This is a genomic window from Pseudomonas sp. GW823-FHT05G12, from assembly GCF_058795575.1.
In genome coordinates, this window is the sequence record NZ_CM179501.1 from 5,477,445 (window position 1) to 5,497,483 (window position 20,039).

General features: G+C 60.6%; 12 protein-coding genes and 1 riboswitch. Of the genes, 5 read left to right on the plus strand and 7 right to left on the minus strand.

Features of this window, described 5'->3' with window-relative positions; translation table 11 throughout:
• Positions 1 to 136: 136 nt before the first annotated feature.
• Positions 137 to 2,017, minus strand: coding sequence for a phosphomethylpyrimidine synthase ThiC (gene thiC / locus AC3RCM_RS25020; RefSeq protein ID WP_003249473.1), 1,881 nt, complete (start codon positions 2,015 to 2,017; stop codon positions 137 to 139).
• 154 nt (positions 2,018 to 2,171) lie between these two features.
• Positions 2,172 to 2,278, minus strand: a riboswitch (TPP riboswitch).
• A 160-nt stretch (positions 2,279 to 2,438) separates the two neighbouring features.
• Here thiC and AC3RCM_RS25025 point away from each other — a divergent pair.
• Positions 2,439 to 3,875 (plus strand): TolC family outer membrane protein, encoded by a 1,437-nt coding sequence (locus AC3RCM_RS25025; RefSeq protein ID WP_064492577.1) that lies wholly within the window; start codon positions 2,439 to 2,441, stop codon positions 3,873 to 3,875.
• Between the two features lie 130 nt (positions 3,876 to 4,005).
• Here the strand turns inward: AC3RCM_RS25025 and AC3RCM_RS25030 are convergent, their stop codons facing one another.
• From AC3RCM_RS25030 to AC3RCM_RS25055, 6 genes are all read right to left on the minus strand, one after another.
• Positions 4,006 to 9,423 carry an SPM autocatalytic domain-containing protein gene (locus tag AC3RCM_RS25030; protein WP_492629237.1) on the minus strand — a complete coding sequence of 1,806 codons (5,418 nt, stop codon included), beginning with the start codon at positions 9,421 to 9,423 and terminating at the stop codon, positions 4,006 to 4,008.
• A complete protein-coding gene (locus tag AC3RCM_RS25035) occupies positions 9,420 to 10,226 on the minus strand; it encodes a hypothetical protein (protein ID WP_049587468.1) in 807 nt (268 codons plus the stop codon). Before AC3RCM_RS25035 ends, AC3RCM_RS25030 begins: the two co-directional genes overlap by 4 nt.
• Before the next feature lie 243 nt (positions 10,227 to 10,469).
• Complete coding sequence (locus AC3RCM_RS25040; RefSeq protein ID WP_104886981.1) at positions 10,470 to 11,888, minus strand: HlyD family type I secretion periplasmic adaptor subunit; 1,419 nt, start codon at positions 11,886 to 11,888, stop codon at positions 10,470 to 10,472.
• Positions 11,885 to 14,029 carry a type I secretion system permease/ATPase gene (locus AC3RCM_RS25045; protein WP_492629238.1) on the minus strand — a complete coding sequence of 715 codons (2,145 nt, stop codon included), beginning with the start codon at positions 14,027 to 14,029 and terminating at the stop codon, positions 11,885 to 11,887. Before AC3RCM_RS25045 ends, AC3RCM_RS25040 begins: the two co-directional genes overlap by 4 nt.
• Positions 14,030 to 14,267: 238 nt before the next feature.
• Positions 14,268 to 15,539 (minus strand): lipid IV(A) 3-deoxy-D-manno-octulosonic acid transferase, encoded by a 1,272-nt coding sequence (gene waaA / locus AC3RCM_RS25050; RefSeq protein WP_003249462.1) that lies wholly within the window; start codon positions 15,537 to 15,539, stop codon positions 14,268 to 14,270.
• Between the two features lie 11 nt (positions 15,540 to 15,550).
• Complete coding sequence (locus tag AC3RCM_RS25055) at positions 15,551 to 16,441, minus strand: LysR family transcriptional regulator (protein ID WP_003249460.1); 891 nt, start codon at positions 16,439 to 16,441, stop codon at positions 15,551 to 15,553.
• Between the two features lie 86 nt (positions 16,442 to 16,527).
• On the opposite strand from AC3RCM_RS25055, the gene AC3RCM_RS25060 reads away from it, so the two are divergent.
• From AC3RCM_RS25060 to AC3RCM_RS25075, 4 genes are all read left to right on the plus strand, one after another.
• On the plus strand, positions 16,528 to 16,860 hold the full coding sequence (locus AC3RCM_RS25060) for a DMT family transporter (protein ID WP_004577390.1): 333 nt from the start codon (positions 16,528 to 16,530) through the stop codon (positions 16,858 to 16,860).
• Between the two features lie 88 nt (positions 16,861 to 16,948).
• The gene (locus tag AC3RCM_RS25065; protein WP_064492583.1) at positions 16,949 to 18,124 is read left to right on the plus strand and encodes an NAD(P)/FAD-dependent oxidoreductase; all 1,176 of its coding nucleotides are present in this window, start codon (positions 16,949 to 16,951) and stop codon (positions 18,122 to 18,124) included.
• Complete coding sequence (locus tag AC3RCM_RS25070) at positions 18,121 to 18,933, plus strand: aldo/keto reductase (RefSeq protein WP_064492584.1); 813 nt, start codon at positions 18,121 to 18,123, stop codon at positions 18,931 to 18,933. The genes AC3RCM_RS25065 and AC3RCM_RS25070 overlap by 4 nt, the downstream gene beginning before the upstream one ends.
• 58 nt (positions 18,934 to 18,991) lie before the next feature.
• A complete protein-coding gene (locus tag AC3RCM_RS25075; protein ID WP_003249451.1) occupies positions 18,992 to 19,960 on the plus strand; it encodes a hypothetical protein in 969 nt (322 codons plus the stop codon).
• Positions 19,961 to 20,039 lie beyond the last annotated feature (79 nt).

Here is a 20,039-nt window from a genome sequence, read left to right on the forward strand (position 1 = left end):
CCGCAGGAGTGATGTTAAGTGGCATACACCACCCTGTGGGAGCGGGCTTGCCCGCGAACACCGGCAAAGCCGGTGCCATGCACCGCAATGCTTGCTTCGCGGGCAAGCCCGCTCCCACAGGGTAAGGTGCTGCGGTTTAGACTTTGTGGTACAGCTGGCTGCCTTCCTGGCGGAACCGCTCGGCCTGCTCACGCATGCCTTGCTCGACCGTCACATCCACGGCCTCGATCTTGGCAGCGTACTCACGCACTTCCTGGGTGATCTTCATCGAGCAGAACTTCGGCCCGCACATCGAGCAGAAGTGCGCGACCTTGGCCGATTCCTTCGGCAGGGTCTCGTCGTGGAAAGCACGGGCGGTGTCCGGGTCGAGGCCCAGGTTGAACTGGTCTTCCCAACGGAACTCGAAACGCGCCTTGGACAAGGCGTTGTCGCGAATCTGTGCACCCGGGTGGCCCTTGGCAAGGTCGGCGGCATGCGCGGCGATCTTGTAGGTGATGATGCCGGTCTTGACGTCGTCCTTGTTCGGCAGGCCCAGGTGCTCCTTCGGCGTGACGTAGCAGAGCATGGCGCAACCGAACCAGCCGATCATCGCCGCACCAATGCCCGAGGTGATGTGGTCGTAACCCGGCGCGATGTCGGTAGTCAGTGGGCCGAGGGTGTAGAACGGCGCCTCGTCGCAGCACTCCAGCTGCTTGTCCATGTTCTCTTTGATCAATTGCATCGGCACGTGGCCGGGGCCTTCGATCATGCATTGCACGTCGTGCTTCCAGGCAATCTTGGTCAGCTCGCCGAGGGTTTCCAGCTCACCGAATTGCGCGGCGTCGTTGGCGTCGGCAATCGAGCCAGGGCGCAGGCCGTCGCCCAGCGAGAAGCTGACGTCGTAGGCCTTCATGATTTCGCAGATTTCGTCGAAGTGGGTGTACAGGAAGTTTTCCTTGTGGTGCGCCAGGCACCACTTGGCCATGATCGAGCCACCGCGGCTGACGATGCCGGTGACCCGCTTGGCGGTCAGGGGCACATAGCGCAGCAGCACACCGGCGTGAATGGTGAAGTAGTCCACGCCCTGTTCGGCCTGCTCGATCAGGGTGTCGCGGAACAGTTCCCAGGTCAGGTCCTCTGCCACGCCGTTGACCTTTTCCAGGGCCTGGTAGATCGGCACGGTACCGATCGGCACCGGCGAGTTGCGAATGATCCACTCGCGGGTTTCGTGGATGTGCTTGCCGGTGGACAGGTCCATGACCGTGTCCGAGCCCCAGCGGATGCCCCAGGTCAGCTTGGCCACCTCTTCCTCGATCGAGGAACCCAGGGCGCTGTTGCCGATGTTACCGTTGATCTTCACCAGGAAGTTGCGACCGATGATCATCGGCTCTACTTCCGGGTGGTTGATGTTGGCCGGAATGATCGCGCGGCCACGGGCGATTTCCTGGCGAACGAATTCAGGGGTGATTTCTTTCGGGATGTTGGCACCGAAGCTGTGGCCGGCATGTTGCTCATTCAGCAGGCCGGCGGCGCGGGCCTCCTGCAGCTTCATGTTTTCGCGGATGGCCACGTATTCCATTTCGGCGGTGATGATGCCCTGACGGGCATAGTGCATCTGCGAGACGTTGGCGCCGGCCTTGGCACGACGCGGGTTGCGCACATGGGCGAAACGCAGCTTGGCCAGCTCTGCATCGTTCAGGCGCTGCTGGCCGAAGTCGGAGCTCAGGCCTTCCAGGCGCTCGGTGTCACCGCGGGCTTCGATCCACGCCGAACGCACATCGGCCAGGCCTTTGCGCACGTCGATGATCACGTCGGGGTCGGTGTACGGGCCAGACGTGTCATACACCAGCACCGGGGCGTTGGACTCGCCGCCGAAATCGGTCGGGGTGTCATCCAGGCTGATTTCACGCATGGGGACACGGATGTCCGGGCGCGAGCCTTCGACATACACCTTGCGCGAACGCGGGAAGGGTTGCACGGACTGCTGATCGACTTGTGCCGATTCGCTGAGGTTGATCGCTTTTTCTTGTTTGGTCATCACAGGCTCTCCTGACGGCTTCCTAGCAGTGGAATGTCGGGGTGAACCTGAAACGCGCGGACGCACCCTCTTTGGGTGCAGTGCCGGACATGGGGGTGCCTGAAGCTGTATGCAGCTGTGACAATCCCGGACCTGGCACAAGAGGCTCCCCGGGAAGGCGAGCAATCTTGTTCCCTACGCAGGCGCTAACCTGATCAGGTTCAACGGGATCCGCACCTCTGCGATCTCAGCCTTTGCTTCAAGGCACCCCGACAAGAACATGCGCAGTCTAGACTGGAGTGGTCAGCAAAGCCAAGCAGGTAAATGCGCGGATGATGAAAGGCACACCGAGCGATTGTTGCCGGGTGCGCATGGCACTACACTGGCCCATCGCTCGATACTCAACAGTTCAGTAATTAAATTTCGTACAAGGATTGCCTCTATGCTGCGCAAACTCTCACTGGCGATAGCCGTGTCTTGTGCGTCCAACGGAGTGGTCTGGGCAGCGGACGTGCCCTCGACAGTCAAAACCGATCTGGTCAGCGTCTACCAGGAAGCAGTGGACAACAACGCCGACCTGGCTGCAGCCCGCGCCGATTACGGGGCGCGCCGCGAAGTGGTGCCGCAGGCCCGCGCCGGGTTGCTGCCAAACCTGTCGGCCGGTGCCGAGATGATGAACACCCGCACCAAGCTGGACGAGCCATCCATCACGTCCAATCGCAGCGGCAACGCCTGGAGCGCGACCCTGGCTCAGCCGATCTTCCGCGCTGATCGCTGGTTCCAGTTGCAAGCCGCCGAAGCAGTCAACGAACAGGCAGCCCTGGAGCTGTCGGCGACCGAGCAAAACCTGATCCTGCAAACCGCGCAAAACTACTTCGCCGTCCTCCGCGCCCAGGACAACCTGGCCGCCACCAAGGCAGAAGAAGCCGCCTTCAAGCGCCAGTTGGACCAGTCCAACGAGCGTTTCGACGTGGGCCTTTCGGACAAGACCGACGTGCTGCAATCCCAAGCCAGTTATGACACTGCACGGGCCAACCGGATCATCGCCGAACGCCAGGTGCAGGATGCCTTCGAGGCCCTGGTAACCCTGACCAACCGTGAGTACACCTCTATCCAGGGCGTGGTGCATAGCCTGCCGGTACAAGTGCCAACGCCCAACGATGCCAAAGCCTGGGTCGAAACCGCCGGGCGCCAGAACCTCAACCTGCTGGCCACCAACTACGCGGTTTCTGCCGCAGAAGAGACCCTGCGTCAGCGCAAGGCCGGGCATGCACCGACACTGGACGCCGTGGCCAAGTACCAGAAGGGTGACAACGACAGCCTTGGCTTCACCAACCCGGCGCCGCAGCAAAACGTGCGCTACGGCGGCGACGTCGAGCAGACCAGCGTTGGCCTGCAACTGAACATACCGATCTACAGTGGCGGCCTGACCAGCTCGCAGGTACGCGAGGCTTACCAGCGCCTGAGCCAGAGCGAGCAACAGCGTGAAAGCCTGCGCCGCCAGGTCGTGGAAAACACCCGCAACCTGCACCGCGCAGTGAACACCGATGTGGAACAGGTACAGGCGCGCAAGCAGTCGATCATTTCCAACCAGAGCGCGCTGGAAGCCACCGAAATCGGCTACCAGGTCGGTACCCGCAACATCGTCGACGTGCTTGATGCCCAGCGCCAGCTGTACACCTCGGTGCGCGACTACAACAATAGCCGTTACGACTACATCCTCGACAACCTGAGCCTGAAGCAGGCAGCCGGCACCCTGAGCCCGCAAGACCTGCAGGACCTGAAGCGCTACCTGAAACCTGACTACAACCCGGACAAGGACTTCCTGCCGCCGGACCTGGCGGCAGCAGCGGCCAAGAACTTCGAGCGCAGGCCTTGAGATAGGTGCTGGACTCTTCGCGGGCTTGCCCGCTCCCACACGGTGCCAGGCCTGAAGGCATGATGCACCTGTGAGAGCTGGCTTGCTGGCGATAGGCCGCCAATATCACTCCAGACATGTACGACAACGCCTAGGCGGCTACGGCAATCGTCGAGTCGATGCGTTGCGCCGACATATCACCGATAAGCACAGGCCCCGCAGGTTCAGGGGCGAACGCAGCCATTGCATCAACAAGATTCCCCAGGCTCGGTAGCGAGTGCTCGACAGCAACCAGCGATGACCCTGCTGAAATGGCGGAAATCTCTGGCACGGCAACCGCTTCAGATGTGACCATTGCCGGCTGCGCAAAGATAAAGTCCTCCGCTGTCACCTGCGCAACTTCGAGCGCATCCAGGTACAGCATCTTCACAATACCTTCCTGCCCCGGCACTGCCTGGGTATCAACGGCTACACCGTGAATCTGCGCAAAGTCATTGAGTTTGAAGCGCTGGACTTTGCTGACGTGCAGATCCTCGAAGCGACTGATGCCTACCTGGGTCAGGTCAATCTTGTCGATACCGTGTCGGAACCCCCGAAGGGTGTTCTTGTAGTCGCTCACACCTTCTTGTTTTGTCACCAGAAATACGCTGGGCGCAACCGTCGGCGGGGAATATATCGTGCCTGCCAACGAAGCCACCAACTGCCCGGATGCGTCACTGGCAAGCGACACGCCACCTGCACCACCGGTAAGCAGAACATTCGCGCTGACAGGCGGGGTCGTCTGCTCTTCAGGGCTGCCCTCGAAATAACCTGGCGCAGCGGTGAAAGCGTCAAGGAAACGGAAGTTCGCTGACCGCAGTTCAGCAATCGTAGTGTCCGCAATCGTCAGCTTCTGCCCACTGCCAAGGTCGAGCACAGTCGAATTGCCGTCCTGTTGCATCTGCAAGTCAGCAAACCCTGAACCACCAAAGCCGACCAGGTCGATCACCTCACGCGAAGTCTCGAACTGCTTGAGTACATCGTTACCGCCTGCACGCTTGTGGATGACAAAGCGGTCGGTACCCTCACCCCCCTTGAGGAGATTGTACCCACGGCCACCATCCAGTAATGCCCCGTTGGGCCCGGCAATCAAGGTATCGTCGCCATCACCACTGATAAGGTTTTGCACCGAGCCAGGGGTTATGGTGAGCGCCGCACCGGCAATACTGGCGCTGCCGCTGGCCAGATCCACCGAGATACTGCGACTTACTGCAGCCGCGTTCAACGTATTGCGCCCGCCAGCGGTGCCGCTGATGGCATCGTCAAGCTTCGCGCGCCCTGGGTTTTCTGCCACCAGGTTCGCGTAGTCGTCGGTGAAGTAATAGACATCATCGGTGGTGCCGGGGCTGCCGACGAGGCGCAGCGTCCAGCGATCAAGCGTTAGCGGTAAGCCAGCAACAGCATTACGCACCTCAAGCTTCCACTCCCCGGCCGAGCGCTCTGCGCGATGATGGGTCGACATGAACCCATATTTGAACGCCCCTGAACGCGAATCGCCCAGATCGTCATCACCCGAGCCCGGCGCCTTGCCTGTGCGATCGAGCAGTACGCTGCGCGTGCCGCCAGGCGACACCAGCGTGAGCGTCATGTCGCCAAGGCGGCCGACCATCGAGTGGACATCGACCTCCACATGCTCCACCAGCAAATCAGCCGGCAGGGTCAAAGACAAAGTCGCAACCTGTCCCGCCGCAACCTGTTGAGCCACTGGTTCACTGCTGGCTGTCAGCAGCCGTTCATTGGCCTTGGTCGCCCGGCTCCCCCAGGACTCGGCAAGGCGCACCGCGGCGCGGGCGTCGATCATGCCAAAGCCATAGTCGTGGCTGGCGTGCATGCCACCGCCATTCCAATTGCGCCCTGCGTTGTAAGCCCATTGGGTTGATGCGTCATCCACTTTGCGCGCAGACAGTGCGAGGATCTGCTGAACATCCCGGTAACCCAACCCCGGGTTGGCCTGCAACATCAACGCCACCACGCCTGAGACGATCGGCGCGGCAAAGCTGGTGCCCTGAGTCGTGCTGTAGGCGCTGCCGACCGACGCACCGCGCTCCGCTTCAAGGCTGACGCCACTGGATAAAACATGGCTCCCCGGTGCAGCGACCAGCAAGCTGGAGCCTGGATTGGAAAAGGGTGCCGTGGCAGCTTGCAGTACCGAGAGGTCTGCCTTTGCGTTGATGGCCGCCACTTCAATGGCGTGGCGGTTGTTGTTGGTCAGCGAGCCCTGTGCATTACCGCCTTTATGGCGCTGGTTGCCACCAGAGGCGACGACGATGGTGCCTAGCCCGCCACGGCCGTTGGTGGCGGCAAGCGTAGTGCTGAATGCCAGCGCCAGAGCAGTATCGACTTTTCCTTCTGGAACATTTGTGAGTCCGAAGTCCGTTTTGAAACCCCAACTGTTGTTGGCAATGTCGTAGTTGACCATTTGCCCCAAATTGGTCAGGTCATCGCCTTTGTTGGCCAGGTAGTGCCCGCCGATCTTCGCCTCATATGCGATGCCGATCCCTCCTTGATCATTGCGCGCGCCAACCATGACCCCAGCCACTTGAGTGGCATGATTGGACGCCAGAGCGGGCAGCGTGCCATTGGTGCGTTGGGTTTGCAGCCAGATGGGATCGATATTCGGCTTGAGATCGGGGTGCCCGATGTCGAAGATTTCCGGCGCCACGGCAAACTCCCCACCCGGCTCGAACTGCCCTATCCTCACCCCCTTGCCCGTGAAGTCACGCCATACCGGCGCGACATTGATCTCGTCCAGATACCACTGCCGCCCCGACAGCGGGTCAGCGGGGGATTGTTCATGGCGCAACGTTACCGTTGCCCGCAAGGGTGCTGATGCAGCACTGCCCACCTCGGTCACACTCATGGAGGCGTTGCCGGCAGCATCGACCAAGTCGTAGCGGAAACTGACATCACCGTCATGGCCTGGCAACGGCGTGACCTCCACATCACCCTGCTCATTCAGCCGCACTGTTGCACCCTTGCCAGCGCTGACTGAGGCGATGCGCAATGGCCCGCTGCTGCCAAGTGGCTGGTCATTGCCCAGCAGCGCCGTTGCAGGGACTATCAGCGCCGTGTCAGTGGTGGCGAATGTAGCCAGTTGCTCAGGCGAGAGCCTGTCGCCGATTGGCATGGCTCCCCGGCCGAGAAGATCGATGGCAGCAATGTCGGCGAAGCTGAGTTTCTGGATGTTGCTCAGGCTCAGGCGGCCATCTCGTCCCGCCACGGTGTCGGTGATCAGGTGGCCCGATTCGGTACGTGTGATCAGGTACTCGTCGTGAGCACCATGCAAACTGACCAGGTTGGTGCCCGCGCCTCCGTCGATCGTGGCATCGCCGCGTCCGGCCTCGATCACGTCATCGGCAGCACCGCCCGTAATCCGATCAGCGCCACCACCGGCGTAAATGATACTTCCGCCCGCCGAGGCCTGAATGCGATCACCCTTGGGGCCCGCATAGATCACCGACTTGCCGGTACCACCAATGATGTCGTTACGGCCCGTACCGCCAACCAGCACATCGTTGCCGCCACCACCGATCAGCAAGCTGTCGCCCGAGCCGCCCTTGATGAAAACTCCGCGTTGACCGCCGCTGGCGATGATGTCCTTACCCCGCCCGCCTTGCGCAATGGTCAGCCCGGCCTTGGCCATGTTCAGCCCAACGCCATGCTCCCCCACGATCAGTGCCGTGTCGCGCCCACCATTGCCCTGCATGTTCGCCCAATCGTCGCTGGCACTGATCACGAATACATCGTCGCCCGCCCCGCCGTGATAGGTGTTGCTGCCACCGCCACCAACCAGCCAACTGCCCTCTGGGGCCGCGGTCAAGACATCATCGCCCGCGCTGCCGTACAGCGTCTGTACGCCGAGCGCTGCGGCGTCCAGCGTGCTGCCTTGAGCACTCTGGCTGATGTAGGCCCTTCGGGAAGTGGGCCCGCTTGACGAAGTCAGTAGAGTGCCACCCTCCTGGGCCTCGATCCGATTACCGACGGTATCGGCGAGAAACCTCACCGCCAGTACTTCCCGGTCCTCACCATTAACAGTGAAAGCGCCTCGGGAAATGACCTCGTTACCCTGACGCACCTCTCCTACCGGCTCGACCTGGCCGAGCTTGATCTGGCTAATGCCATGCTCCTGCAATGCCCTCAGCTCACCGGCATCGGCACGCCCGTCGTGGTTGCCATCGACCCACACTTTCAATTGCGCCCAGACGGCGTCTTCAACGTTGATGACGCCATCGGCGTTGGCGTCAACACTTGCCAGGGCGGCGAAGCCATCCTTGAACGGTGTTTCACCAGAGCTGCCGTCGCTGCCTGCCTTGCCGCCGTAGTATTCGGAGAACAGCTGGCTGACGTTGCTCACCTGGCCGGTACCGTTGTCATGCACCAGCATGCCGGTCAGCCGGTCTGCCCAGCCGGTGCGGCGCAGTGAACCACTGTTATCGATATCGAACAGTACGCCTTCCTCGATACCCGTCAGACCAACGCCCTTGCCGCTGAGGTCGAGCAAGAGCGGGTCGACAAACGTGTTCACCGTGGTCATTGCTGCCAACCCGTTGAGTACCACGGCATTGCGCAGGCTGAAATCCGGTTGTTCATTGCCATCACGATAGAACTGAGCCAGATGCTGATTGGGTCGCACGTTGGGGTCGATCTGGAGCTCGCCAGGGCGAACACCACCGGTGGCCAAACTGCCCAACTGAGCGGAGGTGAAGTCGGTGTTGTCGAGGGTGCTGTCGGTGAATGCGATACTGTGGGTCAGGCGACGATCGACGTAGCCGTTGGAGACGTCATTGCGGATATCGTCCTGGCCTTGGAGGTCGCGGCGGGATTCGGTTGTGGGGGTGATTTCGATCTGCAGTGTTTGATCAGTTGCATTATCAAAGTGACTAGCGGCTTTAAAGGCATTATTGATGGAATTGAAAAGCGAAGCTGCGGCAGCACTGATAAGGTCAGGAACACCAGTGGGTGACTCGACCCTGGATATCCACTCCTTAGCAATTAAACGGTTTTCGGCGGAAGAAACTACTGATGCCATTGCCATCATGCGGTGAGTGTGAAAGGAAAGTGTAAATTCATCCGTTAGATTCCCCGCTGAGGAAAGCACATGCCGCCAGTAGTCCTCTCGATTTTCGACAGCAATCACATCAAACACCGGACTCAACGTCCATGCCCTCTCAGGATATTCAAGGCTTTCGAAAGTTTCCTTATGAAATGCCGCGACCTCTTTTTGGCTTACCTGACCGACAATAGGACCTTTACTAATCTTCTTTAGCAACACCTCCATATATTTATTTGCCATTTCAACCCTCACCTTATCCACATCGATTTCTTGCATCGGACGACCGACACCTGCCGCTACCGACTTCATATAATTTATTGCCGCAACACCTGACAAAGAGTCCCCGCGCGCAACGCCATTTGCAAGGACAGCGTATTTGTCTCCTTTTTTTGCCAGGACATCATACATTGCATCCGGCCCCTTATCACGCAAAGCCTGACGTGCCTCATCCACATCGGACAGCTCTATCCTAATCATTTATCGACTCCATATTTTACAGCATTCATGAAAAACTCACCCACCGTCAAAACAATGTTATGCCACTCCCCTAGCCGCCCCCATAAAAACTCCACATTTACAATTGCGTTGTCTCCGGGCATCAAAAACTCCAAATAGCAACGCGAGTAATTGGCCTTATGCTCGACCCAGTTGCAATAACCGATATATTGCATGCGCCCCTTGGCCTCCAGCCAGAAAAAGCCCTTGCGCTGATTAGGAAATGCACTATCAACTCCCTCGAGAAAATTTAGACCGAGATCTTCGTTCAGCTTGCTAGCCTGAACTAGAGGCGCAGGTGTTTCACGAAGGTAATGCTGGAGCTGTTTTCTCAACCCCGCTTCCCCATGCGGCCAAGGCTCAATTGCGACCGATATTCCATCAAAACTAAAAGACGTCGCCTCACCGTAAGAGACGGGCTGCATCTCCGGCCAACTCATTGCCATATAGAGTGACACCAAGTTTGCACCACAGCCTTTTTTGTTATTTGTAAATCCCGGCTCCCAAGAACTCTTACCCTCATACTCAGGCCAATAGATCACATACTTCCTAGGGAGCTCATAAACAACACCCGAGATCTTTCCACACACCATTGGATTAGGGGTCTTCAGCTTCTTCGGCGCCCAAGTCGGAGTAATAACAATGGCGACCAATAACCACACCACACTTAGCAACAACAACAACTTGCTAAAACCCCACAGCACCAAACCAAATCTTCTACACAGCGCAATTAGCTTTCCGAACAGCACCTTCCCAAAGAGAAAGATATACCTATAACTAATCATCACCCCTCCCTAGAGCCAGCCTGCCCATATCAGCCACTAAGCAAACTTCGCTTCAGACAATGCATGAACTTTTCCAAAATTTCTTTCGTACAACACGGAAATGCTGCTCCCAGCCCCAAACGCATCTGAACCACCGAGACCGACAGCACAGCAACTCGCCATACCAGCCAATATTATTGCACTACAGATCCGCAGTAAGCTCCAAGCCGCTCTATATACAATGCACGCATTTTTATATTTCATTTATCGCTCCTTCAGACTTTCCTTTGCATGCCGCTGCAGGGGACTCAAGAAGAAACTGATAACCCTGCGCCTATCCACAATCACTTCTGCACGCACAGCCATGCCCGCCGTCAACGGCAAGTCGTTATCCCCTACGCGCAAAGCTTCCTTGGCCAACTTGATTCGAGCGCTATACAAAAGACCGTGCCTATCATCCTCAATGGCATCATCGGAAATACTCTCCACCACCCCCGGTACAACGCCATACCTGGTAAAGGTGAATGTCTCGATCTTCACTTCCACGTGCTGCCCCGGAAAAACAAAGCCGATATCTTTGTTCTCGACTTTCACTTCCACTTCCACCGGCTCGCCCGTCGGCACAATGACCATCAGTGTCTGCGCGGGTGTAACCACCCCGCCCTGTGTATGGATCGCCAACTGCTGGACGGTGCCGTCAACGGGGGATGTCAGTACCTTGAGGCGATGCCGCTGCTCGGCCTTGTTCAACTCCTGCTCAAGGGTTGCAATGCGCCGTTGCGCCTCACCGTGAAGGTCGAGCATGGCTCTGCGCAATTGGGCAATGGCACCGCTACGGCGGTGCTGAGCAGCAAGCCGTGCAGCGTTCAGTTCGTCTATGCGCGAGCGCTGGAGTGCCAGTTCGCGTTCCTGCTCCAGGCGGGCCTGCTCCTTTTCCAGGTAGGTGTGCTTGGCCACGGCCGATTCGCTGAACAACAGCTTGTAATCCGCCGTCAGTTGGCGGGTGATCACCAACAGTTGCCGGAGCGCGTCAGCCCGGCCCTGGGCGGAACGGATTTCGGCAGCGCGTTGACCGATTTCGGCATCGGCCTGTTCCAGCGTGGCCTGTAACTCCAGGTATTGCCCCTCCAGCCAGCGCTGCGCGCCTGCCTGCTGCGCGGCCGTGGCCTGCGGTATCAGTGGTGCCAGGGAGGCAGGTGCCACATCGCCGTCCAGCGCACTCAGCAGTGTGCTGGCGCGGGCCTGGTCGATCTGCGCAGCCAGCAGTTCGCTGCCTAGGCGCTTGATATCAGCCTCGGTCAACTGCCCTTCCAGCTCGACCAGCACATCGCCTTTGCGCACCGGCTGGCCATCGACGACGTGGATCGACTGCACCACCGCGACCTCGCTGGCCTGTATCAACTTGCTCCTGCCACTGGGCACGATCTTGCCTTCGGCACTGGCGATGACATCGATCTCACCGATGCAAGCCCAGGCAAGCGCCAGCCCGATGAACATCAGCAGGCTCCACTGCAGGTAGCGCGGCAAGGGATGCACTGGCGTTTCCTGCAAGGACAGTGCCGCAGGTAAAAAGGCCAGTTCGTCGGACTCACGTACGGGGCCGTCCATGCTCCGGCGCTTTCGCCATGCCGTTATCCACGCATCCCGGTAGCGCTCGGCAAGGTCTTTGAACGCCACACTCATACGGCGGCCCCGAGCTGCAGTTGATGCAGGTAGGCATAGGTGCCCTGTGGATAAACCAGCAGCTCATCATGAGTCCCTTGCTCGATGATCTGCCCACGCTCCATGACCACGATGCGGTCGGCATGGCGTACTGCCGAAAGCCGATGGGCAATGATGATGACCGTGCGCTGCGCGCAAATCCGCGCCATGTTCTGCTGGATGATCCGTTCGGACTCATAGTCCAGCGCACTGGTGGCTTCGTCGAAAATGAGGATGCGTGGGTTGCCGAACAGCGCTCGGGCGATGGCTATGCGCTGTCGCTGCCCACCCGACAGGCTGGCGCCGTGCTCACCAATCAGGGTTTCGTAGCCATCCGGTAATTCGAGGATGAACTCGTGAGCACCCGCCAGCGTCGCTGCGGCGATTACTTCTTCAAGCGGTGCTGCTGGGTTGCCGAGGGCAATGTTCTCGCGCACGGTGCGCCGAAAAAGCACGTTGTCCTGCAACACCACGCCGATCTGCCGACGCAGTGACGCCACATCGGCTACCGCCAGGTCAGCACCGTCGAGCAATACCCGCCCCCGCTCGGGTGAGTACAGCCGCTGAATCAAGCGTGTCAGCGTGCTCTTGCCTGACCCCGAGCGACCTACAACGCCTATCACTTCTCCGGCGGCGATCTTCAGGCTGACATCGCGCACCACTTCGCCCCCGTCCGGCCGATAGCGAAAACACACACGATCGAGCTCAATCTGCCCGACAAGTGTGGGCAGTACCGTGCCCTTGCCTTGGTTGACCTCGGTACGGGTGTTGAGAATGTCACCCAGGCGTTGAATCGATACCCCTGTCTGCTGGAAGCTGGTCCAGAGTTGGGCCAGGCGGATGATGGGCTGCGACACGCGCCCTGCGAGCATGTTGAAGGCGATCAGCTCGCCCACCGTGAGTGCGCCTTCGATGACCAGCCGGGCCCCCAGCCACAAGGTGGCTACCGTGACCAGCTTGCCGATCAGGCCGACGCTTTCATTGGCCAGACTGGAAAGGTTCTGGGTCTTGAAACTGGCAGATACATAAGCGGCCAACTGATCATTCCAGCGCCGGGTCACCTGAGGTTCCACGGCCATCGACTTCAGTGTGTCGATGCCGTTGACCGCCTCGACCAAAAAAGCCTGGTTCTCGGCGCCGCGTTGGAAGCTTTGATCAATCAACGCCCGCAGTAGCGGAGTAACGACCAGGGATACGAGAAAATAGAAAGGCAGCGAGCCAACGACGACCAGCGTCAACCATCCGCTATAGAGGAACATGACAGCGATGAAGACCACCGAGAACAGCACATCCAGCACTAGCGTGATGCTGTTGTTGGTCAGGAAACTTCTGATGTTCTCCAGTTCTCGCACTCGGGCAACCGAGTCACCGACTCGCCTGGCGTGAAAATAGGCGGTGGGAAGATCGATCAAATGCCTGAACAGTTTTGCGCCCAGTTCGACATCGATTCTTGACGCTGTATGAGCTGCCACATAGGTACGCAACCCACTCAGCAATGTTTCAAATAGAACGACGACCAATAAACCCAAGGCGATAACATCCAGCGTGGTCAAACCGCGATGCACCAGGACTTTGTCCATTACCACCTGAAAGAACAAAGGCGTCAGCAAAGCCAGTATCTGAATGACCAGGGAAACCACGAGCACTTCGCCAAATAGCCGCCTGTACTTCACCAGGGCAGGTATGAACCAGGTAAAGTCGAAGCGTGACAGCCCAAGGGGCAACTGGGCATCGGAGCGAACCAGAATGAGTTCTCCCGACCAGCGCACCACCAGTTCCGCGAGGGTCAGCGCTTGCGGCGCGCGGGAATGCGGGTCCTGCACCAGAACCTGCTCGCCCTCCACGCGCGCGATGATGAAGTATTCACCACGGGTATCCACTGCAATAGCGGGCAAGGGCGTCTGCTGCAGCCGGGCCGGATCGACGCTGCGGTGTTTGGCCTTGAGGCCAAGTTGCTGAAATGCCCGAAGTAGTGTGCAGGTAGAGAAACGCTCACCCGCTGCTGCATGATCGTGCTGCAACTGCTCGGCAGAGACGGCAACACCATGGTAACGCGCCAGCGTGATAAGACACACCAGCCCACTTTCAATAGTGTTGGCAATGCCATCAGATAAATCAGCCATCACGCCACCTCTTATGAAAACCGGACATGAGGCGATACTAGCCCGAAGCAATAGGACAAACGTCCTACAAGCTTCCGACACAAGCGTGTGACACTTCTGACTTTTAAAGTCTATTCGTAGGAAGTTTCCTAACGGCGAGAAATCCAGTGTAGGAAGTTATAACTTACGCCGTAGGAATAAATAACCAGAATCAGACATATCCACTCTAGACCGGGTCTTTGAGTGGATATGTCGGTTATCAGCGGATCAAGGCCCCCAGACCCTCGAGCAATCGCTGCAGCGCCCCCTGATTGGCCCGCATCACCGCCCTGCCCGCCTCGCCCATGCGCTGGGCGTCCTGCGGCAGTTCCACCAGACGGCGCACCGCACCGGCCAGCCCGTCAGCATCATCCACCTGCTGCAACGCACCCGCCTCGCGCAGCATCGCGCTGATTTCGAGGAAGTTGAACACATGCGGCCCCATGAGCACCGGCAAGGCCAGCGCCGCAGGCTCCAACGGATTGTGCCCACCGGTCGGCACCAGGCTGCCACCGACGAAGGCAATGTCGGCCAGGGCATACAGGAACAGCAGTTCGCCCATGGTGTCGCCCAGCAATACCCGCGTTTGCGCATCGACCAGCGTACCGGCAGAGCGGCGCACGGTGGTGAACTGCTCGCTGCACAGCGCATGCACTGCATTGAAGCGCTCGGGGTGGCGCGGCACCAGGATCAGCAAGGCATCGCCATGCACCTGCAACAACTGCCGATGCGCCTGCAGGATCAAGGCATCTTCCCCTTCATGGGTGCTGGCGGCGATCCACACAGGGCGCTGGCCGCCCCCCCACTGTTCACGCAATGCCCTGGCGCGCGGCAGCAGCTGTTCGTCGATCGTCAGGTCGAACTTGATCGAACCGGTGACTTGCACGCGCTCAGGGCGTGCACCCAGGTCACGGAAGCGCTGGGCCTCGGTTTCGGTCTGCACGGCAATCAGGCTCATCTCGGCCAGCATCGGCCGGGTCAGCCTGGCAAAGCGCCCATAACCACGGGCCGAACGCTCGGACAAGCGCGCATTGGCCAGCGCCACCGGAATGCCGCGCCTGGCACACTGGTGAATGTGGTTGGGCCAAAGCTCGGTTTCCATGATGATGCCCAGCTTAGGCTGCACATGATCGAGAAAACGCCCCGCCGCCCAAGGCAGGTCGTAGGGCAGGTAGCAATGCTGCACGCGTGGTTCGTTGGCGAACAGGGCGCGAATGCGTTCAGAGCCGGTAGGGGTCATGCAGGTCAGTGTGATCGGCAGCTCCGGGTAAGCCTTGAGCAAGGCACGCACCATGGGTGCGGCAGCAATGCTCTCGCCCACCGATACCGCATGCACCCAGATACCACCCTGGCGCATGGCCGGCAGCTTGAAAGCAAAGCGCTCGCCGATGCGCTGGCCATAGGCCGGTGCCTTGCGCGCGCGCAGATACAGGCGCAGCGCAACCAGCGGCAGGCCCAGGTGAAACAGCAAGGTATAGAGAGTTCTGTTCATGGCGGCTAAGTCTACCCGATCGCGCGAAGGTGCACTGCAAAGCGCTCGGCCAGCCACTGCGCGGCCGGGCCCAGAGGTTCATCGCGGCGCCAGGCCAGCTCTGCCACCAAGGCCGGGGGCCGCCAGTCGCTGTCCAGTTCGACCATGTGCGCCTGGTAGGTCGGGTACTGCACCACATGCCGGGGTAACCAGGCCCAGCCCAGGCCGCGCATCAGCAGTTCGGCCATGGCGTAGAAGCTGTCGGCACGCCATACCTGCGGGCTGATCGCCTCGCCGCCGGGGTAACCGCTTTGTTGTGGCGTGATCAGCAACTGCCGGTGGCGGGCCAATTGTTGGCGAGTGACCCGGCCTTCGCCCGCCAGCGGGTGGCCGACCGCGCACACCGTGACCATCTCCACGCTGCCCAAGGCACGGCGTTCCAAGGAAGCCGGGATGCTTTCGTGGAGGAAGAACAGGCCCAGATCGGCGCGCCGCTCCACCAGCTTGCGCGCCACATCGCCCTGGGCTCCGCTGGCCAGTTGCACCTCCAGGAACGGGTAGCGACTAGCCAGTTCGTCGAGGCTGTCGATCACCGGCTGATACGGCATGGCTTCGTCCTGCGCGACCCGCAGCAAGGCCTCCTGCCCGCGCATCAGGGCCAGGGCGCGGCCATCCAGGCGTTCGCACTGGCGTAACAATTCGCGGGCGTCTTCCAGCAAGGCGCTGCCGTTTTCAGTCAATTTCGGTTGCCGGCCGCTGCTGCGCTCGAACAGGGTGACCCCTAGGTCGGTTTCGAGCAGCGCGATGGCACTGCTGATCGCCGACTGGGCTTTGTGCTGCTCACGTGCCACCGCGGAGAACGAGCGCAGTTCTGCAACGCGCAAAAAGGTACGCAATTGTTCAAGGTTCCACTGCTCGGCCATCAACCTATCTCCCACATTGATAGGTAATGACTTTACCCCATCCAGGCAACGTCTAGAATGCCCGCTCAGTAACGGAGGATCCCGCCATGAATGCCTACACCTACCTCGCCATTGCCATCTGCGCCGAAGTCATCGCCACCGCCTCGATGAAAGCGGTGAAAGGCCTGAGCACGCCCTTGCCACTGCTGCTGATGGTGGTTGGCTATGGCATTGCGTTCTGGATGCTGACGCTGGTAGTCCGCAGCATTCCGGTGGGGATTGCCTACGCCATCTGGTCGGGGCTGGGGATTGTGCTGATCAGTGTGGCGGCGCTAGTGATCTATGGGCAGAAGCTGGATATGCCGGCGATGCTTGGCATGGCCATGATCGTGGGTGGCGTGGTGGTGATTCAGCTGTTCTCGAAGACCGCTGGGCATTGAGAGCCCGTGTGCGGGGCTCGCCGACGATAGGGCCATCTCAGGTATAGCCTGTATACTTGCCAGCTGTCCCAGTCTTCGAGGTACCGCCATGCCATCTGCCATTTCCACTGACGTGCTGATCGTCGGCGCCGGGGTCGCAGGCCTCTGGCTCAATGCCCGACTGCGCCGCCTGGGCTACTCGACAGTGCTGGTGGAGCGCGCCAGCCTTGGCGGCGAGCAGACCATCAAGTCGCAGGGCATCATCCACGGCGGCACCAAATACGCCCTGCACGGCGCCCTGACCGGCGCCTCGGAAGCCATCGCCGACATGCCGCGCCGCTGGCGCGAGGCCTTGGCCGGCAACGGCGAACTCGACCTCGGGCGTACCCGCCTGCTCTCCGATGCCCACTACCTGTGGTCGCCGGGCACCTTGGCCGGCAACCTCACAAGCTTCTTCGCCAGTAAGGCCGTGCGCGGTCGGGTCGACCAGGTCAAAGGTGACCAGTTGCCACCGGCACTGCAGGACCGCGCATTCAAGGGCAAGGTGTACCGCCTGGCGGAACTGGTGGTCGATGTCCCGAGCCTGCTGGCCAACCTGGCCGAGCTGGCCGGCGAATCCTTGCTGGCAGGTGAACGCATCGAACCCTTGCGTGAAGGTAATGCGTTGGTCGGCCTGCGCGTGGACGACCGGGAAATCCGTGCCCAACGCATCGTATTGAGTGCCGGAGCCGGCACCGAAGGCTTGCTGCAGGCGCTGGGCCTGGATCAGCCGGCCATGCAAACCCGTCCGCTGCACATGGTCATAGCCAAGGGCCCGAACCTCAAACCTTTGTACGCCCACTGCCTCGGCGGCGGGCCCAAGCCGCGGGTAACGGTAACCACCCATCCGGCAGCCGATGGCCAGTGGGTCTGGTACCTCGGTGGGGACCTGGCCGAAGCCGATGGCGTGGCGCGCGAGCCTGCAGCGCAGATTGCCGCAGCGCAGAAGGAAATCGCCAACCTGCTGCCCTGGGTCGATCAGAGCCTGGTGCGCTGGGCCACACTGCGCGTCGACCGCGCAGAGCCTGCGCAATCCGGCCTGGCACGCCCGGACAACGCCTTCCTTGCCGACCAGCAGCGCCTGCTGGTGGGCTGGCCGACCAAACTGGCACTGGCACCGGACTTCAGCGACCGGGTGATCAGCCACCTGGAGCGCGACGGCATTCGTCCACAAGCACAGGCCGACCTGGCCGACCTCCCACGCCCTCCACTGAGCGTACCGGCCTGGGAGCAGTTGCTGCCATGAGCCTGCCAACCCTGCACGCATTCCATCGCCCGCTGGGCAGCACCGGCCTCACGGTCTCCCCACTGGGCCTCGGCACGGTCAAGCTGGGCCGCGATCAGGGCGTGAAGTACCCCAGTGGCTTCACGATCCCCGGCGATGAGGAAGCCCGCCTGTTACTGGCCCAGGCCCGCGAGCTTGGCATCAACCTGATCGACACCGCCCCGGCCTACGGCCGTAGCGAAGAACGCCTGGGCCCGCTGCTGCGCGGCCAACGTGATGAATGGGTAATCGTCAGCAAGGTCGGTGAAGAGTTCGAGGAAGGCCTGTCGCATTTCGACTTCAGCGCTGCCCACACCCGCCGCTCGGTGGAGCGCAGCCTGCGCCGGCTCGAAACCGACCGCATCGAACTGGTGCTGGTGCATTCCGACGGCAATGACCTGGCCATCCTCGAACAGCAGGAGGTCTACCAGACCCTGGCCGAACTCAAGCAGGAGGGCAAGATCCTCGGTTTCGGGCTGTCCGGCAAGACCGTCGCCGGCGGCCTGAAGGCACTGGAGCAAGGCGACTGCGCCATGGTCACCTACAACCTCAACGAACAGGCAGAACGCCCGGTGCTGGACTACGCTGCCGAACACGGCAAGGCCATCCTGGTAAAGAAGGCCTTGGCGAGCGGGCATATCTGCCTGGCCCCGGGCGTCGACCCGGTGCAGGCCAGCTTCGAGCTGCTGTTCGCCCACCCGGGCGTCAGCAGTGCTATTGTCGGCACCATCAACCCGTTGCACCTGGCCCACAACGTGGCCACCGTCGCCCGTATCCTGGGCCAGCATTGAGTTACCTCAGGCTCCCGATTCAGGGACTGGAGACTGACCCGACGCAAGGAGGAGCCTCGTGGCGCGAACGCTGATCCGCAAGAACCCGAGCAACTTCAAGACACTGCCACTGCATGTCGAGGCCACGCCCGAAGGCTTGATCTACCAAAGCATCGGCATGCCGCTGAACTTTGCCCAGACCCAGCAACGGCGCAAGGCCATCCAGTTACCCGATACACAACACTTCGTGGTCGAACTGGCCAACCTGGGCGTGTCAGTGCGCCTCACGCTGCATTGGCAGAACCGCGATTACTGGGTACTGGTGCGTCAGCGCCGACAAGACCGTGGCGATGTGGTACTGAAACTGATTTCCGGTTATGTACCGGCGCAGGAGCTGAACCTGCCGCTGCACACGGCCGTACAGGAAGTGGCCGAGGAGTGCCTGCTGGAAACCCCGGAAGGTTGGCTGGGCGGGCGCTTCAACGACACCTGGCTGCCCATCCCCTACGCCGCCGCCCTGCACTACCGCGAAACACCCCACTTCGTGCTGGCTCCGGAGTCCGGTGCCGCACGCCCGGTGCATTGCGGCAAGCTGATGCTCCTGGAGCGCCCACGGGCCTATGTGCACTTGCCCACCGCTTCGCTACAGCTGATCTATGACATGCGCCTGCAAGTGCCCCGGGACGCCAAGAAACTCAGCTTGTTCCACGTTGACGAGCGGCTGGAGGGCGACCAGCTGGTGGCGCGGCTCAACCGCAAACGCCCCGACCTGTACCTGATGCCATTGAAGGACGGCCAGCCACTGGCAGAGCTGTACACGCTGAAAAAGGATGAGCTGGTGCCGGCGAGTACGCGTGGGCTGTACCTGGCAGAAAGTTTTGCCCGGCAGGAAGGCTGGGTGGTGGCAGATGAACGGGTACGCTGGAAGGATTGGGTGAAGCAGCAGGGGTTGGTGGAAAGCAAGCCCGCAAGGGCGTCGCACTTGCAACGCTTTGGCGACAAGGCGCGAGCGCTGCTGGAGCGGGCGCGGACCTCGCTGAACAAGTGACATCCCGGGAGCTTTCGCCTGCTTGCTGGGGCGGGTAAACCCGCCCCAGCCGAGGGCCGCCACAACGGCCCCAAGGTCA